13 protein-coding genes are annotated in these 12351 nt (G+C 65.6%); 6 read left to right on the plus strand and 7 right to left on the minus strand.

Annotation, left to right across the window (positions count from 1 at the left end; translation table 11 throughout):
- Window positions 1-42: 42 nt before the first annotated feature.
- Entirely contained in the window at window positions 43-1026 is a 984-nt protein-coding gene (locus R5H30_RS09200) for an asparaginase (RefSeq protein ID WP_412105123.1), read from the plus strand.
- 3 nt (window positions 1027-1029) lie between these two features.
- Here R5H30_RS09200 and R5H30_RS09205 read toward each other — a convergent pair whose 3' ends face one another.
- Together R5H30_RS09205 and serB are read right to left on the minus strand one after the other, a co-directional pair.
- Window positions 1030-1344 carry a YciI family protein gene (locus R5H30_RS09205; RefSeq protein ID WP_318327959.1) on the minus strand — a complete coding sequence of 105 codons (315 nt, stop codon included), beginning with the start codon at window positions 1342-1344 and terminating at the stop codon, window positions 1030-1032.
- Window positions 1345-1425: 81 nt separating this feature from the next.
- Window positions 1426-2304, minus strand: a complete 879-nt coding sequence (gene serB, locus R5H30_RS09210) for a phosphoserine phosphatase SerB (RefSeq protein ID WP_318327960.1) — start codon at window positions 2302-2304, stop codon at window positions 1426-1428.
- Between the two features lie 157 nt (window positions 2305-2461).
- Between serB and R5H30_RS09215 the strand changes: the two genes are divergently transcribed.
- Both R5H30_RS09215 and serA read left to right on the plus strand, forming a co-directional pair.
- On the plus strand, window positions 2462-3616 hold the full coding sequence (locus R5H30_RS09215; RefSeq protein ID WP_318327961.1) for a phosphoserine transaminase: 1155 nt from the start codon (window positions 2462-2464) through the stop codon (window positions 3614-3616).
- A gap of 67 nt (window positions 3617-3683) precedes the next feature.
- Entirely contained in the window at window positions 3684-5279 is a 1596-nt protein-coding gene (gene serA / locus R5H30_RS09220; protein ID WP_318327962.1) for a phosphoglycerate dehydrogenase, read from the plus strand.
- 62 nt (window positions 5280-5341) lie between these two features.
- Here the strand turns inward: serA and R5H30_RS09225 are convergent, their stop codons facing one another.
- Window positions 5342-5749: a hypothetical protein gene (locus tag R5H30_RS09225; RefSeq protein ID WP_318327963.1), complete on the minus strand. Its 408-nt coding sequence runs from the start codon at window positions 5747-5749 to the stop codon at window positions 5342-5344.
- 49 nt (window positions 5750-5798) lie between these two features.
- Window positions 5799-6239 carry a cupin domain-containing protein gene (locus tag R5H30_RS09230; protein ID WP_318327965.1) on the minus strand — a complete coding sequence of 147 codons (441 nt, stop codon included), beginning with the start codon at window positions 6237-6239 and terminating at the stop codon, window positions 5799-5801.
- Window positions 6240-6387: 148 nt separating this feature from the next.
- On the opposite strand from R5H30_RS09230, the gene R5H30_RS09235 reads away from it, so the two are divergent.
- Both R5H30_RS09235 and R5H30_RS09240 read left to right on the plus strand, forming a co-directional pair.
- The gene (locus R5H30_RS09235; RefSeq protein ID WP_318327967.1) at window positions 6388-7344 is read left to right on the plus strand and encodes a LysR family transcriptional regulator; all 957 of its coding nucleotides are present in this window, start codon (window positions 6388-6390) and stop codon (window positions 7342-7344) included.
- A gap of 42 nt (window positions 7345-7386) precedes the next feature.
- Entirely contained in the window at window positions 7387-8118 is a 732-nt protein-coding gene (locus tag R5H30_RS09240) for a metallophosphoesterase family protein (RefSeq protein ID WP_318327968.1), read from the plus strand.
- Here the strand turns inward: R5H30_RS09240 and tdh are convergent.
- The 3 genes from tdh to R5H30_RS09255 all read right to left on the minus strand — a co-directional run bounded on the left by tdh (window position 8109) and on the right by R5H30_RS09255 (window position 11046).
- Window positions 8109-9155, minus strand: coding sequence for an L-threonine 3-dehydrogenase (gene tdh / locus R5H30_RS09245; RefSeq protein ID WP_318327969.1), 1047 nt, complete (start codon window positions 9153-9155; stop codon window positions 8109-8111). The genes R5H30_RS09240 and tdh overlap by 10 nt on opposite strands.
- A gap of 27 nt (window positions 9156-9182) precedes the next feature.
- Window positions 9183-10370, minus strand: coding sequence for a glycine C-acetyltransferase (locus tag R5H30_RS09250; RefSeq protein ID WP_318327970.1), 1188 nt, complete (start codon window positions 10368-10370; stop codon window positions 9183-9185).
- Between the two features lie 109 nt (window positions 10371-10479).
- On the minus strand, window positions 10480-11046 hold the full coding sequence (locus tag R5H30_RS09255; protein ID WP_318327971.1) for a helix-turn-helix domain-containing protein: 567 nt from the start codon (window positions 11044-11046) through the stop codon (window positions 10480-10482).
- A 118-nt stretch (window positions 11047-11164) separates the two neighbouring features.
- Here R5H30_RS09255 and R5H30_RS09260 point away from each other — a divergent pair, with 118 nt between their 5' ends.
- Window positions 11165-12346, plus strand: a complete 1182-nt coding sequence (locus R5H30_RS09260; RefSeq protein ID WP_318327973.1) for an acetyl-CoA C-acyltransferase family protein — start codon at window positions 11165-11167, stop codon at window positions 12344-12346.
- Window positions 12347-12351 lie beyond the last annotated feature (5 nt).

Raw genomic sequence — 12351 nt, forward strand, 5'->3', positions numbered from 1 at the left:
GAAAGACCCGGTTTCATTGGATTTGCGATCAATCACGAGGGAATGATGAGCACGGCGACGACCCTGGCGGAAATCTGGCGCGGACCGTTCCTCGAATCGGTTCATGCCGGTCACGCGGTGATCTGCGACGCCTCGGGCGAGATCGTCGAGGCCTGGGGCGACCCGCAGGCGGTGGTGTATCCGCGCAGTTCGTCCAAGATGATCCAGGCGCTGCCGCTGTTGACCTCGGGGGCCGCGGATGCTGCGCGCCTCACCGACGAGCATCTCGCATTGGCTTGCGCCTCGCATAACGGGGCCGAAATCCATACGCAGCGTGTCGACAGGTGGCTGAAGGACGCTGGTTTGGGCGAAAGCGATCTGCGCTGCGGCCCGCAGGAACCCGCCGACATTCCGGCGCGCGACGCGCTGATCCGCGCGCATGAATCGCCTTGTCAGATCCACAACAATTGTTCGGGCAAGCACGCTGGTTTCCTCACGCTCGGCAAGCATCTGGGCGCAGGGCCGGAGTACATCGACCCCGATCACCCGGTGCAGGCCGCCTGTCTCGAGGCATTCGAGGAGGCGACCGGCGAAACCTCGCCCGGCTGGGGCATCGACGGCTGCTCGGCACCCAACTACGCAAGCTCGCTGCAGGGCATGGCCCGGGCGATGGCGCGCTTTGCCGCGGCGCCTGCCGATGCGCCCGAAACACGCCTGCACGAGGCGATGCGCGCGCATCCCGACCTTGTCGCGGGCGAAGGCCGCGCCTGCACCGAGCTGATGCGCGCGATGGACGGCAAGGTCGCGATCAAGACCGGGGCCGAGGCGTTCTTCGTCGCCATCCTGCCCGAGCAGAAGCTGGGCGTGGCGCTCAAGATCCTGGATGGCGGGACGCGGGCGGCGGAATGCGCCATCGCGGCAATCCTCGTGCGTCTCGGCGTACTCGACGCCGAGCACCCGGCGACGCGCAAGTATCTCGACGCGACGCTGCGCAACCGTCGCGGCATCGACGTCGGGTCGATCCGGGCCGCGGACGCGCTGCGCTGAGCCCTACATCTCGAGAATTTCAGCCACTTCGATCGAACCCGATCCGTCGACGACCATCGGGCAGCCGCGCGACATCTCAAGCGCGCCGTCGATGTTTTCCGCGCGCACGACAGTAAAGCCCGAGACCGGGTTCGCGCCGCCGTCATCGCGCACGCCCGTGGAATCGACGGTTTTCGACATGCCGACCGGATTGCCCGGGTTCACCACGGCTTCGCCCATGCCCTCGAACCAGCTTTGCCAAGCGGCCATGACCTGCGCGCCTTCCTCCTCGGTCTCGGGTTTCTTGCCGCCGTGATAGGCGAATAGGAAATCAGGCATGTCTTGTCCTCCCGTGCCAATTCCGACGCGCAGTCTAGCACGAATCGCGGCGGTTCGAGAGGTGGCAGTGATGGCGCCGGATCAGCCCGAAACGAATTCGGCGCGGGCATAGCCCTGGAGGTAAAGCAGCGCGGTCAGGTTACCGAAGTTAATCCGCGCCTCGCATTCCGCGGCCACCGCGGGCTTTGCGTGCAGCGCCACGCCGGTCCCGGCGCGCTTGAGCATCCCGAGATCGTTGGCCCCGTCGCCGACGGCGATCACCTCGGCTTCGGAGAGGCCGAGCCGTGCCGTGATCTCTTCCAGCGCGTCGACCTTGGCCTGCCGTCCGAGGATCGGCTCGACGGGAATGCCCGTCAGCCTGCCGTCCTCGGTTCCCAGCGTGTTGGCGCGGTTCTCGTCGAAGCCCAGCGCCTCGGCGACACGGGAGGTGAAGGCGGTGAACCCGCCCGAAACCAGCGCGGCATAGCCACCGTTGGCGCGCATGGTCGCCACGAGGGTCCGACCGCCGGGCATGTAGGTGATGCGCTCGGCCAGCACCTTGTCGACGATGCCCGCGTCCTGCCCGGCCAGAAGGCCGACCCGTTCGCGCAACGCGCCTTCGAAGTCGAGCTCACCGTTCATTGCCCGGGCGGTGATCTCCTTGACCCGCGCTCCGACACCGGCGACGTCGGCCAGCTCGTCAATGCATTCCTGCTCGATCATGGTGCTGTCCATGTCGGCCAGCAGCATCGCCTTGCGCCGTCCGCGCGCGGGCAGCACGACGAGGTCCACGCCCATCCCCTGCAGGTCGGCCCAGACCTCCCAGCGATTTTCCGGCATGCGGTCGAGCGGAAATTCCGCCGCTTCGTCAGGGGCCAGCCAGACGGCGTCCCCGCCGCCCCAGGCGTTGCGCAGAGAGTCGACCAGCGCGGGGTCGAGCGAGGGGGCCGCCGGGGCGGTGAGCAGGGTAGCCACGTACATGGGGAAGTTTCCGATAGGCGTCGTCGATGTCGCGAAATTGCGATGATGCGGCGTTCTAGCCCGCTTTTTGCGATTGTGCCAGCCGGCGACCGGCCCTATTGCGGTCCGCGGGACACCCCTCCCCAACGAGGGGCGCTTATCTGGAAGGGTAGCATCAATGGCTATGACCAAACCGGCATCGCGGCCGGTCAATCCGCGGTTCTCCTCCGGCCCCTGCGCCAAACCCCCTGCACATGATCTGGCGAAACTGGCCTCTGCCCCGCTCGGGCGCAGCCACCGCGCTGCCGAGGGCAAGGCCAAGCTGCTGGCCGCGATCGAGACCACGCGCGAAATCCTCGGCGTGCCCGCCGACTACCGCATCGGCATCGTACCCGCCTCGGACACCGGCGCATTCGAAATGGCGATGTGGTCGCTGCTGGGTGAGCGTCCGGCCGAGATGGTGGCCTGGGAAAGTTTTGGCGCGGGCTGGGTGACGGACGTCGCCAAGCAGCTCAGGATCGCGCACACCGTACATACCGCCGACTATGGCGAGATCGTCGACATGGCTGCGCTGAACTACGACCGCGACGTCTGCTTCACCTGGAACGGCACCACCTCGGGCGTGCGGGTGGCCTCGGGCGACGTGATCCCGGCGGACCGCGCGGGCCTGACGCTTTGCGATGCGACCTCGGCGGCCTTTGCGGTCGACCTGCCCTGGGACAAGCTCGATGTCACCACCTTCTCTTGGCAGAAGGTTCTGGGCGGCGAGGCGGCGCATGGCATGCTGATCCTCAGCCCGCGCGCCGTGGAGCGGCTGGAAAGCTACACGCCGGCCTGGCCCATGCCGAAGATCTTCCGCCTGACCAAGGGCGGCAAGCTGATCGAGGGCATCTTCAAGGGCGAGACCATCAACACACCGTCGATGCTCTGCGTCGAGGATTACCTGCAGGCGCTCGACTGGGCGAAATCCGTGGGCGGGCTCGACGGGCTGATCGCGCGGGCGGATGCCAACACGGCGGCGATTTCCGCCTTTGTAGAGACGCATGACTGGATCGATTTCCTGGCCACCAATCCCGCGACGCGGTCCAACACCTCGGTCTGCCTGAAGTTCAGCGACGACCGGATCGCGGATGGCGCAGCTTTCGCCAAGGCGGTCGCCAAGCGTCTCGCGGACGAAGGGGTGGCGCTGGATATCGGGGCCTACCGCGACGCACCTGCCGGGTTGCGCATCTGGTGCGGCGGCACGGTCGAGACATCGGACATCGAGGCGATGCTGCCCTGGCTCGAATGGGCCTTCGAGACCGAGATCGCGGCGCAGTCCGTCGACGCCTGATCCCTTTCGCCGGGCGGAGAACCGTTCGTCCGGCCCCAAGACACCATAAATTCAAGGACCACCAGACATGGCCCCCAAGGTACTCATTTCCGACAAGCTGTCGGATGCTGCCGTGCAGATCTTCCGTGACCGCGGCATCGATGTCGATTTCCAGCCCGACGTGGGCAAGGACAAGGACAAGCTGGCCGAGATCATCGGCAATTACGACGGTCTCGCGATCCGATCGGCCACGAAGGTCACCGAGAAAATCCTCGAGAACGCGCCGAACCTGAAGGTGATCGGGCGCGCCGGCATCGGCACCGACAACATCGACAAGAACGCCGCCTCGCGGCGCGGCGTCATCGTGATGAACACGCCCTTCGGTAACATGATCACCACCGCCGAACATGCCATCGCGATGATGTTCGCCGTCGCGCGTCAAATCCCCGAAGCCTCGGCCTCGACCCATGCCGGAAAGTGGGAAAAGTCGAAGTTCATGGGGGTCGAGCTGACCGGCAAGACCCTTGGGGTGATCGGTGCCGGCAACATCGGCGGCATCGTTTGCGATCGGGCGCGCGGGCTGAAGATGAAGGTCATCGCCTACGATCCCTTCCTGGGCCAGGAGAAGGCCGACAAGATGGGCGTTGAGAAGGTGGATCTCGACGAACTGCTTGCCCGGGCCGACTTCATCACGCTGCACGTGCCGCTGACCGATCAGACCCGCAACATCCTGTCCAAGGAAAATCTCGCCAAGACCAAGAAGGGCGTGCGCATCATCAACTGCGCGCGTGGCGGACTGGTGGACGAAGAGGCGCTGGCCGAGGCGCTCAAGTCGGGCCATGTCGCCGGAGCCGCCTTTGACGTCTTCTCGAAGGAACCGGCGACCGAGAACCCTCTTTTCGGCCTGCCCAACGTGGTCTGCACCCCGCACCTTGGTGCCGCGACCACCGAGGCGCAGGAGAACGTCGCCCTGCAGGTGGCCGAGCAGATGTCGGACTACCTGCTGACCGGTGCCGTGCAGAATGCGCTCAACATGCCGTCGGTCACGGCCGAGGAGGCCCGCGTGATGGGGCCGTGGGTCAAGCTCGCCGGGCACCTGGGGTCGTTCGTCGGGCAGATGACGGACGAGCCGATCAAGGCGATCAACATTCTCTATGACGGCAGCGTGGCCGAGATGAACCTCGAGGCGCTGAACTGCTCGGTGATCGCGGGGATCATGAAGAAGGTGAACCCCGAGGTGAACATGGTCTCGGCCCCGGTGGTGGCCGAGGAACGCGGCATCCAGATCTCCACGACGAACCAGCACAAATCGGGGGTCTTCGACGGCTACGTCAAGGTGACCGTGGTGACCTCGAAGCGCGAGCGCTCGATCGCCGGGACGGTGTTCTCGGACGGCAAGCCGCGCTTCATCCAGATCAAGGGCATCAACATCGATGCCGAGGTCGGCGCGCACATGCTGTACACCACCAACGAGGATGTGCCGGGGATCATCGGCACGCTGGGCCAGACCATGGGCCAGAACGGGGTGAACATCGCCAACTTCACGCTCGGACGGTCCGCGGTGAAGGGCGAGGCCATCGCGCTGCTTTATGTCGACGAAGAAGTGCCGGCCCCGGTCATTGGCAAGCTGGTGGACACCGGCCTCTTCACCCAGGTCAAGCCGCTGGTCTTCGACGTCGCCTGAATTCGCGGTACGTCAGCAACCGTGAAAGGGCGCCTGCGGGGCGCCCTTTTTTCGTCCCGGGCTCAGGCGGCGCGAGACGTTCCGGCCGGCGTCAAGGCGTCCGCCGTTTCGCGCGTGCGCAGGACAACGACGAGAAAGGCCAGCATCGACAGGAAGACGACGAGCGACCCGGCGATGGCAAGACCCTCGCCACGGCCCACGTTGGCCATGGCGATGCCGGGCACCATCAGGATCAGCCCGCCCACCGCCAGCGCAAAATGCAGCTTGGCAAGCCGGCTGTCTTCGGCGCGGGGCACGAGATGGTAATAGACCGCGAAGATCGACAGGCTGACCCAGCCCAGAAGGTTCAGGTGCGCATGGGCCGGCGCCATGGTGTGATCCTGGCTGGCGCCCATCTGCAGCCCCCAGACCATCCCGACGATGACGGCGACGATCCCGCTGAGCATGAATGCGAGAGATAGACCTTTCATTGGAGGTTCCTCTGTCCCGTGTATGATTTGACCGTCTCAGTGACTGTTTTCAGCCTTCCAGCGGCGGTCCGGTGAATTCCAGGTGATGCTCGCCCGCGATGCGGCCGATATCCTCCATGTCGTCGGGAATTGCGTACTGACCGTCCGACATCGCCTTAAAGAAGCCCTCGAACCCGCCCGGCGTCAGGATCACCAGGTGACGGCTGGGTCCGTCGTCGGTGACGCGGAACGTGTGTTCGGTGCCGCGGGGAATGAACACCGTCTCGCCCGGCCCGGCGCGCAGACGCTCGCCGCCGCGCACGAAATCGCAGGACCCGGTCAGCATGACGAAGGTCTCGTCGGCATCGTGGTGGATGTGCATCGGCGGACCCGAGCCCGCGGGGCTGTTGGAATCGACGATCGACATCGTTCCGCCGCTCGCCTCTTTCGACAGGATGATGTCGTAAGTGACGCCCAGCCATTGCAGACCAGTAAAATCGGTATCCTTCATATCGGTTCTCCTCACTCGAAAAATATGGCCGGTCCTGACCGGCAGGATGCTGAAACTGTTTCAAAACCGGCGTCGAACCGGCATGTCGATGATGCCGCCTCAAAGTTAATGCGCAAAATTGATTGATCGTATGTTATCTATTCGTCTCATGAATTTGGGCAGCTTCGACCTCAACCTTCTGCGCGTGCTCGACGCGCTTTTGCGCGAGGAATCGACGACCAAGGCCGGTCAGCGCATCGGCTTGTCGCAACCGGCGGTCTCGGCGGCCTTGGGACGTTTGCGCGCCGCGCTGAACGACCCGCTTTTCGTGCGGGTCGGACAGCGGCTGGAACCCACCGACTACGCCCGCGCGCTCGCCCTGCCGCTCGGAGATCTGCTGGACCGGGTCGAGCATGTGCTTGCCGGGCCACCGGTCTTCGATCCGGCGGTTTCGACCGACAGGTTCAAGATTTCGGGCAGCGATTTCTTCGCCGAGATGCTGATGCCGCAGCTCGCCGAGCGGCTGGCCCGCGAAGCGCCGCGAATGCGCATGCAACTGGTCGATCTGGTACCGGACAACTACCTCGGCAAGCTCGAAACCTACGACGTCGACCTCGCTCTGATCCCGCGTCCGGCGCATCTGCCCGCCTGGACCGAGTGGCGACCGTTGTTCAACTCGAGCTTCGCGATGATCGCCCGACGCGGACACCCGGCGCTTGCAGACCTGGCGGAGGCGGCTGCAGTCCCGATGGATGTGTTCTGTGCGTTGGGTCACATCCTGTTCTCGCCCGAGGGCAACCTTTCGGCGATGGGTGACGCGGCCCTGGCCAAGGTCGGCCGAAAGCGGCAGGTGGTGATGACGATGCCGGTCTTTTACGGGGTCTGCAGTGCGGTGGCCGAAAGCGATCACGTCGCATTGATCCCGCAGCAGATGGCGTACAAGATCGCGCGGAAGCTCGACCTGACCGTCCATGCGCCGCCGATGCCGATGCCGCTGCCTCTGATCGGAATGGTCTGGCATCGCCGTGCCTCGGCCTCCGCTCCGCACCGCTGGCTGCGCGACCGGATCGCGGACTTGATGGAGCCGCTGAACGCCGGCGAGCCGCCCCTGCCCACGGCAGGCTGAGCGCCCTTTCCAATCGCATGCCCATGGGTTAGGCCGCTCGGCATGAGCGAACCGATATATGCCATCGGCGACATCCACGGTCGCCTCGACGAACTGCACCGGGTGATGGAGCTGATCGAGGCGGACGGTGGGCCGGACGCCCGGGTCGTGCTGCTGGGCGACTACGTGGACCGCGGCCCTGAGAGCGCCGGTGTGATCGACTTTCTGGCAGAGGCCCGGCGTACGGGTCGGAACTGGGTCACGCTGATGGGCAACCATGACCGCTACCTGCGCAACTTCATCGATGCGCGGACGGTACACGATCCCTCGACGCGGCCTGGGCTCTACTGGTTCGACCCGCGACTCGGCGGAGACAAGACCATGGCCTCCTACGGGGTCGAGGCGCACGAGCGCTCCGATCTGGCCGAGGTCCATGCCGCGGCGGTCGAGGCCGTGCCGGACGCGCACCGGGAGTTCCTTGCCTCGCTCCCGACGATGCATGTCACTGACGACCTGATCTGCGTACACGCAGGCATTCGCCCCGGCGTGCCGCTCGAGGAGCAGGACGAGGAGGATCTGGTCTGGATCCGCCAGGGCTTCCTCGAGGACCGCACCGATCACGGGCGGATGGTGGTACATGGGCACACTGCGCTCGACTGGCCGACACGATACGTGAACCGGGTGAACCTCGACGGCGGGGCGGGGTATTTCCGCAACCTGCATGCCGCGGTCTTCGAGGGCCGCGACGCTTGGCTATTGAGTGACGAGGGTCGGCAGGCGCTGCCTTACGGCTGACGCCAGTCCAGCACAACCTTGCCCGAGCGCCCGGACCGCATGACCTCGAATCCCTGCTCGAAGTCATCGACCGGAAAGCGATGAGTGATCACCTGCGAGACGTCGAGACCGTTCTGCAGCATGGCGATCATCTTGTACCATGTCTCGAAGATCTCGCGGCCGTAGACGCCCTTGATGGTGATCGCCTTGAACACGATCCGGCTCCAGTCCACGGGCGACTTGCCCGGTGGGATGCCCAGCATCGCGATGCGCCCGCCCATTGTCATCGCCTCTACCATCTGGTCGAGCGCGCGCTGGTTGCCGGACATCTCGAGCCCGACGTCGAACCCCTGCTTCATCCCCAGATCAGAGACTGTTTCCGAAAGGTCCTGCCGCGTGACATTGACCGGCACCACATCGGCGACCTTCTCGGCGAGCGCCAGGCGATCCGGGTTCACATCCGTGATCACCACGTGCCGCGCCCCGACATGACGCGCAACTGCTGCCGCCATGATCCCGATCGGCCCGGCACCGGTGATCAGCACGTCCTCGCCCACCAGATCGAAGCTCAGCGCCGTGTGCACGGCATTGCCCAGCGGATCGAGGATCGCGCCGATTTCGTCGGGGATTTCTTCGGGCAGCGGCACGACGTTGAAGGCTGGCAGGCGCAGGTACTCGGCGAAAGCGCCGGGTTCGTTCACGCCGATGCCGCGTGTTGCCGGGTCGAGGTGGAACTTGCCGGCGCGGCTTTGTCGCGAGGTCTTGCCGATCAGGTGGCCTTCGCCAGAACAGCGTTGCCCGATCTCAAGGTCGGTCACGTTGCGCCCCAGCTCGACGATCTCGCCCGCGAATTCGTGGCCGGTGATCAGCGGCACCGGCACGGTCTTTGCCGCCCAGTCGTCCCAATTCCAAATGTGAATATCGGTGCCGCAGATGCCCGTCGCGTTGATCCGGATGAGAACGTCATCGGGTCCGATCTCGGGCACGGGGGCGCTCTGCATCCAGAGTCCTTCGCGGGCATGGGCCTTGACCAGCGCTTTCATTTCATTGGTTTGCATGTTTCGCCCTCCGGCAGAAAACAGTCTCTAAGTCAGGACTCCGCAGGCCTTTCCGGCGGTTCGGAAGGCGGCGAGCGCCCGGTCCAGATCCTCGCGGGTGAGTGCCGCGTTCATCTGGGTGCGAATCCGGGCCTGCCCACGCGGGACGACGGGAAAGAAGAACCCGGACACATAGACACCTTCCTCGAAGAGCCGAGCCGCGAGGTCCTGCGCCAGTTGCGCTTCGCCCAGCATGACCGGGATGATCGGATGCTCGCCATCGAGCAGGTCGTACCCGAGGTCCGACAACCCGGCACGCCAGTAATAGGCATTGTCGAAGAGCCGCGTGCGCAGATCGTCGCCCGCCTCGACCAGATTCAGCGCCTCGATGCCCGCCGCGACGATCGCGGGCGGCAGCGAGTTGGAAAAGAGGTAGGGCCGCGCGCGCTGGCGCAAGAGGTCGATCACGGGCTGCGGCCCGGCGATGTAGCCGCCGATGGACCCGCCCAGAGCCTTGCCGAGCGTACCGGTAAGGATATCCACGTCGACCCCGAAATGTCCGGGCGTGCCACGCCCCTGCGGCCCCATGAACCCGGTCGCGTGGCAGTCGTCGACCATGACCAACGCCTCGTATTTTTCGGCCAGCGCGGTGATCTCGGGCAGCCTGGCAAGGTAGCCGTCCATGCTGAAGACGCCGTCCGTGGCGATCATGATGTGCCGCGCCCCGTCCTCGCGCGCCTGCTTCAGCTGGCCTTCGAGGTCGTCCATGTCGGAATTGGCGTAGCGGTACCGCTTCGCCTTGCAGAGCCTGATCCCATCGATGATCGAGGCGTGGTTCAGCGCATCCGAAACCACCGCGTCCTCGGGGCCGAGAAGTGGCTCGAAGAGACCGCCGTTTGCGTCGAAACAGGCCGCGAAGAGGATCGAGTCGTCCTTGCCGAGATACGCCGCGAGCTTCTGCTCGAGTTCCCGGTGCAGATCCTGCGTCCCGCAGATGAAGCGGACCGAGGCCATGCCGAAGCCCTTGGGGTCCATCGCCTGCTCGGCTGCGGCGATCAGCTTGGGATGGTCGGCGAGGCCGAGATAGTTGTTGGCGCAGAGGTTGATGACCTCGCGCTCGTTGACCGTGATACGTCCGCCCTGCGGTGAGGTGATCAGGCGCTCCGTCTTCATCATCCCGTCCGCCTCGATCTGCGCGAGGATTTCGGTGACATGGGACAGGAAGGCTTGGGTCATTGTCATCTCCTTTGCCAGGCTTCTAGCATTGCGGACGTGATTCCGGAATAGAGGAAATTCGGTTTAGCGGAAATCCTCCGTTAAGCCGGATTCCGCGGTCGAGTGCCGTTCAGCTGTCCTGCACGACGAGAAAGACCCGCGCGGGTCCGCCGGTCGCCGAGATCTTGTGCGGCACGTCCGCAGGGTAGCGCGCCGTGTCCCCGGCGGCGAGGCTCTCGTGCGCGTCGGCGCTGGTCAAGTCGACGCGGCCTTCGACCACGGTCAGATGTTCGCGCGCACCGCGCCGGTGGGGCTGACTGTCGAGAACAGCGCCAGTGTCCATCACGAGATCGTAGACCTCGTGACGACCGGCCATCTCGGGCGGGGACAGGATGCGGATCCGGCAGCCTTTCCCGAGGTTGTCGATGGTCGGAAGCTGGCGGTCGCGCCACACCTCGATCTGGCTCGGCGCTGCCGCGCCGTCGAGCAGACCGGCGAAATCGACCTGCAAAGCCCGGGTCAGGTTCCAGAGCGTCGCGATAGTCGGGCTCGACTCGCCACGTTCGATCTGGCTGACCATCGAGCGCGACACACCCGAAAGCTTGGCGACGGCATCGAGCGACAGGCCCTGGCCGCGCCGTGCCTCCTTCAGGCGGGCGGGCAGCTGCGTCAGGATAGCGTCGCGGTCTTCCGTCATGACGGAGAAATGCGACGAACCGCGCCGATCTGTCAAGGCGCCGGTGCGTGCAGCAAGGTAACGGCTGACAATCCCTGCGTGGCTCCGCATAGTCGACACCGACAAGGGAGTTTGAACCATGACACAGGAAATCGTGATACTCGACGGCGCGCGCACGGCGATCGGACGCTTCGGCGGATCGCTGGCCGGCACGCCGCCCTGCGACCTGGCCACGACCGTCGCGGGTGCTGCGCTGGACCGCGCGGGCGTCGAGCCGGGACAGATCGGCCATGTCGCCTTTGGCCACGTCATCAACACCGAGCCGCGCGACATGTACCTGTCGCGCGTCGGCGCGATGGGCGCGGGTATCCCCGACAGCGTGCCTGCGATGAACGTCAACCGGCTGTGCGGGTCGGGCGTGCAGGCCATCGTTTCGGTCGTGCAGTCCCTGATGCTGGGCGATGCGGAGTTCGGTCTCGCCGGCGGAGCCGAGAACATGTCGCGGTCGCCCTTCATCATGCCGGATGCGCGCTGGGGCGCGAAGATGGGCGACGTGCGCAGCCTCGACATGATGCTGGGCGCGCTCAACTGCCCGTTCGGCACTGGCCACATGGGGGTGACCGCCGAGAATGTTGCGGGCGAGCACCAGGTGACGCGCGAGGAACAGGACGGCTTCGCCCTGCAAAGCCAGGAGCGCGCGGCTGCCGCGATCGAGGACGGACGTTTCGCCAGCCAGATCGTCGCGGTGGAAAAGCAGGTCAAACGAGACATGGTGCCCTTTGACACCGACGAGCATCCCAAGATGACCACCGCCGAGGCGCTGGCCGGCCTGCCGGCGGTGTTCCGAAAGGACGGCAGCGTGACCGCGGGCAATGCCAGCGGGATCAACGACGGGGCTGCCGCACTCGTGCTGGCGACGGCGGAAGCGGCCGAGAAGGCCGGACTGAAACCCAAGGCACGGGTGCTCGGCTATGCCCATGCTGGCGTGCGGCCGGAGGTCATGGGCATCGGCCCGGTTCCGGCGGTGAAGGCGTTGCTCGACCGTACCGGGCTGTCCGTTGCCGACTTCGACGTGATCGAGAGCAACGAGGCCTTCGCGGCGCAGGCGCTCGCGGTCAGCAAGGAGTTGGGCTTCGACGCCGCCAGGGTGAATCCGAACGGCGGGGCCATCGCGCTGGGACATCCGGTGGGCGCGACGGGCGCGATCATCGCCGTGAAGGCGCTTTACGAGCTCGAGCGTATCGGCGGCTCGAAGGCGCTGATCACCATGTGCATTGGCGGCGGGCAGGGCATCGCACTGGCCATCGAACGCGTCGCGTAAGCCGC

It is taken from the genome of Roseobacter sp. FCG-D35 (genome assembly GCF_033436665.1).
Taxonomy (GTDB): Bacteria; Pseudomonadota; Alphaproteobacteria; order Rhodobacterales; family Rhodobacteraceae; genus JAWQFO01.

Coding starts and splice junctions, on each gene's coding strand:
- R5H30_RS09250 (WP_318327970.1), bottom strand. CDS start 10,370: ATGACCCAAGCCTTCCTGTCCCATGTCACCGAAATCCTCGCGCAGATC.
- R5H30_RS09260 (WP_318327973.1), top strand. CDS start 11,165: ATGACACAGGAAATCGTGATACTCGACGGCGCGCGCACGGCGATCGGA.
- R5H30_RS09255 (WP_318327971.1), bottom strand. CDS start 11,046: ATGACGGAAGACCGCGACGCTATCCTGACGCAGCTGCCCGCCCGCCTG.
- R5H30_RS09230 (WP_318327965.1), bottom strand. CDS start 6,239: ATGAAGGATACCGATTTTACTGGTCTGCAATGGCTGGGCGTCACTTAC.
- R5H30_RS09200 (WP_412105123.1), top strand. CDS start 43: ATGATGAGCACGGCGACGACCCTGGCGGAAATCTGGCGCGGACCGTTC.
- serB (WP_318327960.1), bottom strand. CDS start 2,304: ATGTACGTGGCTACCCTGCTCACCGCCCCGGCGGCCCCCTCGCTCGAC.
- R5H30_RS09205 (WP_318327959.1), bottom strand. CDS start 1,344: ATGCCTGATTTCCTATTCGCCTATCACGGCGGCAAGAAACCCGAGACC.
- serA (WP_318327962.1), top strand. CDS start 3,684: ATGGCCCCCAAGGTACTCATTTCCGACAAGCTGTCGGATGCTGCCGTG.
- R5H30_RS09235 (WP_318327967.1), top strand. CDS start 6,388: ATGAATTTGGGCAGCTTCGACCTCAACCTTCTGCGCGTGCTCGACGCG.
- R5H30_RS09240 (WP_318327968.1), top strand. CDS start 7,387: ATGAGCGAACCGATATATGCCATCGGCGACATCCACGGTCGCCTCGAC.
- tdh (WP_318327969.1), bottom strand. CDS start 9,155: ATGCAAACCAATGAAATGAAAGCGCTGGTCAAGGCCCATGCCCGCGAA.
- R5H30_RS09215 (WP_318327961.1), top strand. CDS start 2,462: ATGGCTATGACCAAACCGGCATCGCGGCCGGTCAATCCGCGGTTCTCC.
- R5H30_RS09225 (WP_318327963.1), bottom strand. CDS start 5,749: ATGAAAGGTCTATCTCTCGCATTCATGCTCAGCGGGATCGTCGCCGTC.